The sequence below is a fragment of the Paramuribaculum intestinale genome (genome assembly GCF_003024925.1).
GTDB lineage: Bacteria > Bacteroidota > Bacteroidia > Bacteroidales > Muribaculaceae > Paramuribaculum > Paramuribaculum intestinale.
In genome coordinates this window covers 1-4,858 of the sequence record NZ_PUED01000172.1, presented here as the reverse complement: position 1 = coordinate 4,858, position 4,858 = coordinate 1, and the positions used below count along the sequence as shown (strand labels likewise).

The following is a 4,858-nucleotide window of genomic DNA, read 5'->3' as shown; positions in this document are numbered from 1 at the left end:
TTTAACACACTTTTCAACATCTTTATTTACATCGGAGGTATTCTCAGGTATGTTTACTCCTTCACGCCGTAGGCAAGGTCGCCGGCGTCGCCGAGTCCGGGCACTATGTAGGAGTGAGAGTTTATCTCATCGTCGACAGTCCCTGCCCACAGTGTGGTTTCGGCAGGGAACGCGCGTTCCACATATTCTATGGCCTGGCGTGAGGCTATGACTGATGCTATATGTATTTTGGAGGGATTTCCTTTGGTGAGAAGCGCTCGATAGCTTAGTTCCATCGACGATCCGGTGGCAAGCATAGGATCGACAATGACGAGGGTCTTTCCGTCAAGCTTGGGAGAGGCTATGTATTCGATAAAAACGTCGAAGTTTTCTTTTTCGCGATATTTGCGATAAGCTGATACGAATGCATTCTCGGCTTCGTCGAAGTATGAAAGAAATCCGTAATGAAATGGCACTCCTGCGCGGAATATGGTTGCAAGCACCACCTTGTCGGATATATTGCGGCACGGGGCTATACCCAGCGGAGTAGTGATGTCCACTTTGTCGTAGGCGAGTGTCTTGCTGATTTCGTATGCCATTATCTCTCCTATGCGTTCGAGATTTCTACGGAAGCGCATCCGGTCGGTCTGGCGTTCGACTGATCGGAGTTCTGATACATACTGGTTGATGAGCGAAGGTGTTTCTTCGAAATTTATGACTTTCATGACGTTTTTGGTTTGATGCAAAGTTAGCCAATCATTTCCGGGATAAGCGTAAATTTCGAAAAAAATGATCTACATGATATTGATGTGGTATGTGGAGTAATTTTTACAGCTTCACGACCGCTGTTTGTTTATTTTTTGCAGGTCGAGAGAAGGCGTTTGAGATTATTGAACGGAAGCGTCGGGTCTGCCGGTGATATAGCGGCTGCGATGGAATTAATGGAAGTATGGCTCTCGTCGGTTTCGGCAAGTAGCAGATGGGGAGGTATGTTAAGGATGGCGTCGGGGTTGAATTTTTCTCCCAGCGACAGATATATGCCCCGTGATGTGATCTGTCGGGCAGTTTCGGCGTTGCCTCTGAATCCGTGGATAATCCACGGACTGCTGGGACGGTGCTCTTTGTGTAGGCGGAGTATTATGTCGAGGGCTTTGACACAGTGAATGATAAGAGGTTTGCCTGTGTGTTCGGCAAGCTTTATGTGGTGGATGAATATATGGGTCTGAATCTCTTCCGATGCTCCGCGCAGACGGTCTATTCCGGTTTCGCCTATGGCTGCGACATCATTTCGCGTGGCAATATTGTCGAGCATAGACATGGTTTCTTCGATATTGTCCTGTCCGGTAAGCCACGGGTGTATTCCTACGGAGTAATGTTTCCCGTGTTCGAAGCTGTCGAAGAGTGGATCGACGGATATGATGCCGTCGGCCGATAGAAGGTTATGGGTGTGCGTGTCGAGTATCATGGTACGGGATCATAGCCCGATCCTCCCCAGGGATGGCATCGCATAAGGCGTTTTAAGGTAAGCATTGTGCCGCGTAGCGGTCCGTGTTTCTTTAGGGCTTCTATGGCGTATTGGCTGCAGGTAGGGCTGTAGCGGCACGAAGGCGGAAGCATGGGCGATATGCAGGCGCGATAGAAATATACCGGCAGCAGCATGATGGCGACGGCCAATCTATTTACATGATTCATCGCCTTCATCCGGCGTTAGCACGGATCGGTATATGCGGGTAAGTATCTTTTCCACGGCCCGTTGTGTGCGGTTGAAGTCGGTCAAACCTTGTCCGACGTAGATAAATGCTATGTCTACGTTTGTAGCGTCAGTAAGCAATGTTTGACGGCACAGTCTGTATGCTTCGCGACATCTGCGGCGCATGGTGACGCGATCAACGGCATGACGCAGTCGCTTTTTTGGTACGGCGATGAGAAATCTCGCTCCTTTCCATCTGTCGTTTTCGTGACGGTGTGATTCACGCCATACCGCTCGCCACGGATAGGCCATAATGAAGCTGTTCCCACCGTCGGCATTGCCGGCCGGTGAGAACAATTTTTCAATAGCCTTCTGGCTGCAGAGTTTTTCTTTTTTATAAAGTCGGAGCGATGTCATAGGATTGTTGTGGATGCCGTCAGGCTTTGGCTTCTTCGGCAGCTTCATCGCGCAGGAAGTTGTCGAGCGCGGCGGTCATCGAAGGTGCGGATACTGTCGGAGCCTCGATGTCAAGGCGTAGTCCGGCATCTTTAACGGCTTGTGCGGTGGTGAGTCCGAAGCAGCCTATCTTTACGTCGTCCTGCTTGAAATCGGGAAAATTCTTGAGCAACGACGCTATGCCGGCAGGGCTGAAGAAGAGAAGCATGTCGTAGTCAAACTTCTCGTTGGGATCGAACTGTGTGCTCACCGTGCGATACATCACGGCTTTCGTATAACGGATCTTGGCGTTGTCAAGAAGGCTTGTGTCCTCTTTGTGTACATCGCTGACGGCATACAGATAGTTCTCCTTGTTGTGCTTGGTGAGGAAGGGTATGAGTTCTTCCATTTTGCCTGTGTTGCCGTGGAATATCTTGCGTTTGCGATAAAGCGTATATTTCTGCAGATAGAGCGCGATTGATTCGGTGGTGCAGAAATACTTCATGGTGTCGGGTATGGTGACACGCATCTCTTCACAAAGACGGAAGAAATGGTCAACTGCCGTACGTGCGGTAAATATTATAGCCGTGTAGTCGGAAATGGTAATTTTTGACTGACGGAATTCTTTAGCTGTCAGGCCTTCTACCTTTATGAATGGACGGAAATCAATATCCACTCCGTATTTCTGTGCAATATCGAAATAGGGCGATTTGTCGGACGTCGGCCGTGGCTGCGATACTAAAATTTTCTTTACTTTCACGCTTTGCTATGGATAGTTTGACAGACTTGATTACTCTATGTAATTGCTGTTTCGGTATAGAAACACGATGGGTGCAATTTCCAGGGTGCAAAGGTACGAAATAAAGTAGATTAAGGAAAAAATATTGGTATAAAAAATTCTAAATCCTTTGAATATAAATATCATACGTCCGATTACGTAGAATGAACCGCTTATCCAGAGCATGATGACGGTCAGACCCGGATTGAAGAGCAGGGCAAGTGCCGGAAGCAGAAGTGCGAGGGCGAGCAGGGTCTGCGAGGCGTTGAAGCCGCGAAGCCACTGGCTTCGTCCGGATGGTGTGCTGAACACATATCCGGTAATGCTGTATGCAATCAGTTGCAGTCCGTATATTCCGGCTGCGAAGAGGGTGCATATTGCTGTAGAAATGAAAATACCAGGATAAGTGTCAGAAATGAGCCTCCAAGCTCCGGCAATCAGTATCCCTTCGGCAAGAAATAATGTGACGAGTAGTCCGCCGGTGACGAGCGATTCATTGACAGTATGGTCGTCGAATATGTTGGAGTGCTCTCTCACCGTGAGAAGATCCTTCAAGAAGGTTTTTATGAATGTGGAGTGATTGCGGGTAAAAAACGATATTATGCAGAATATGCCTATCACCAGAGCCATGACTCCGCTGTCGTAGCCCGGAAGCATCTGGCGAGGTTCTCCGGGGATACCCTCGGCGCAGGAGGCGGCTCTGTGTATAAGGCTGAGCGATATCAGGTCGGAGGGCGCCTCGCTCTCGATACATATTTCAGCAAAAGGCCATCCTTCGACAGCCGCAGTGCCTGAGGCAATGCTGTCGGGTGCGGATGATTCGGCTATGGAAGCCGGGCCGAACGGCACTATGAATACGCTGTCGTCTTCCACTTATATTATATAGTATGTTGAGTGGTATGAAGGGATTTTAATTGCGTATGATCAACCGAGGCTTTTCTCTACGGCCTCTTCGGGAGTTGATGCCAGATGCCAGAGATTATGGCTTCCCTGACGCATGAAGTGTTGATCTATCGTGCGCTCAAGCATCGCTATAAGCGGGTCATAGTAGCCGGCGGTATTGAGAATTGTTATGTTGCCGTTGTAGAGTCCGAGCTGACGCCAGGTGATTATCTCAAGGAGTTCCTCAAGAGTGCCAATTCCTCCGGGTAGGGCTATGACGGCGCGGCTCATCGAGGCCATGGTCTGTTTGCGGCGGTGCATGTCGGGTGTGGCTATCATACGTCCCAGGTCGGGATGTTGCCATTGACGGTCGATCATGAACTGTGGCAGCACACCTATTGTAATGCCCCCTTTTGAGTTGGCGCCTTCTATGGCCTGCGCCATCAGGCCTCCACGGCCGCCGCCACACACGAGCGGACATCCGGACATGGCGATGAGTTGTCCTGTCTGGCGGGCTGCATCCTTATATATGGGGTCGATACGGCTGCTTGATGCTCCGTAGACGCAGATGGCGTCGGTAATGCTTTGTTCCATTATAATAATATATGGTTGCAAAGTTACAAAACCTGCGCCTTATGATCAAATTCTTACCTGCCTGCGATGAGCGTGTGACGAGGTGTTCCGACATAGTTTCAATCCCTTCGTGTTTGCCTGTTTTTAGGCTAAGAACACCCCGAAAAAGTCAGAAAATCGAAAAAAAACGCGAAAAAGTGATTTTTTTTGACGAAATATTTGGAGGAATCAAAAACTCGTATTAACTTTGCACTCGCAAAACAGCGGTAACGCGCTGTAAAGCTCTCACCCCAGAACCGGGTTTCCGGTGCGGTAGTTCAGTTGGTTAGAATACTAGCCTGTCACGCTAGGGGTCGCGGGTTCGAGTCCCGTCCGCACCGCAGAGGAGAGAGGAGAATGAGTAATTGTTGAGCTTAGGCTCACGTTACTCATTCTTTTTTTATGCCTTTTTGAAATGAAGCCTGCGTGCGTGTCGGGGGTCAGCGGATTTTTCCGGTGGGCGGAAGGGGATGTCGGAGCAT

7 protein-coding genes and 1 tRNA gene are annotated in these 4,858 nt (G+C 49.4%); 1 reads left to right on the top strand and 7 read right to left on the bottom strand.

Annotated elements, in window-relative coordinates:
• Positions 1-53: 53 nt before the first annotated feature.
• The 7 genes from upp to C5O24_RS10760 form a co-directional block, all read right to left on the bottom strand.
• The gene (upp, locus tag C5O24_RS10790; RefSeq protein WP_107035380.1) at positions 54-704 is read right to left on the bottom strand and encodes a uracil phosphoribosyltransferase; all 651 of its coding nucleotides are present in this window, start codon (positions 702-704) and stop codon (positions 54-56) included.
• Between the two features lie 128 nt (positions 705-832).
• Positions 833-1,444, bottom strand: a complete 612-nt coding sequence (locus C5O24_RS10785) for a TatD family hydrolase (protein ID WP_107035379.1) — start codon at positions 1,442-1,444, stop codon at positions 833-835.
• Positions 1,441-1,671, bottom strand: a complete 231-nt coding sequence (gene yidD, locus C5O24_RS10780; RefSeq protein WP_237612982.1) for a membrane protein insertion efficiency factor YidD — start codon at positions 1,669-1,671, stop codon at positions 1,441-1,443. The genes C5O24_RS10785 and yidD overlap by 4 nt, the downstream gene beginning before the upstream one ends.
• Complete coding sequence (locus C5O24_RS10775) at positions 1,655-2,134, bottom strand: ribonuclease P protein component (protein WP_107035377.1); 480 nt, start codon at positions 2,132-2,134, stop codon at positions 1,655-1,657. Before C5O24_RS10775 ends, yidD begins: the two co-directional genes overlap by 17 nt.
• On the bottom strand, positions 2,106-2,864 hold the full coding sequence (locus C5O24_RS10770; RefSeq protein ID WP_107035376.1) for a uroporphyrinogen-III synthase: 759 nt from the start codon (positions 2,862-2,864) through the stop codon (positions 2,106-2,108). The genes C5O24_RS10775 and C5O24_RS10770 overlap by 29 nt, the downstream gene beginning before the upstream one ends.
• A gap of 30 nt (positions 2,865-2,894) precedes the next feature.
• Positions 2,895-3,755, bottom strand: a complete 861-nt coding sequence (locus C5O24_RS10765; protein WP_107035375.1) for a DUF4271 domain-containing protein — start codon at positions 3,753-3,755, stop codon at positions 2,895-2,897.
• Positions 3,756-3,806: 51 nt separating this feature from the next.
• Positions 3,807-4,358 carry an LOG family protein gene (locus C5O24_RS10760; protein ID WP_107035374.1) on the bottom strand — a complete coding sequence of 184 codons (552 nt, stop codon included), beginning with the start codon at positions 4,356-4,358 and terminating at the stop codon, positions 3,807-3,809.
• Positions 4,359-4,643: 285 nt separating this feature from the next.
• Here C5O24_RS10760 and C5O24_RS10755 point away from each other — a divergent pair.
• Positions 4,644-4,717, top strand: a tRNA-Asp gene (locus C5O24_RS10755).
• Positions 4,718-4,858: the final 141 nt, after the last annotated feature.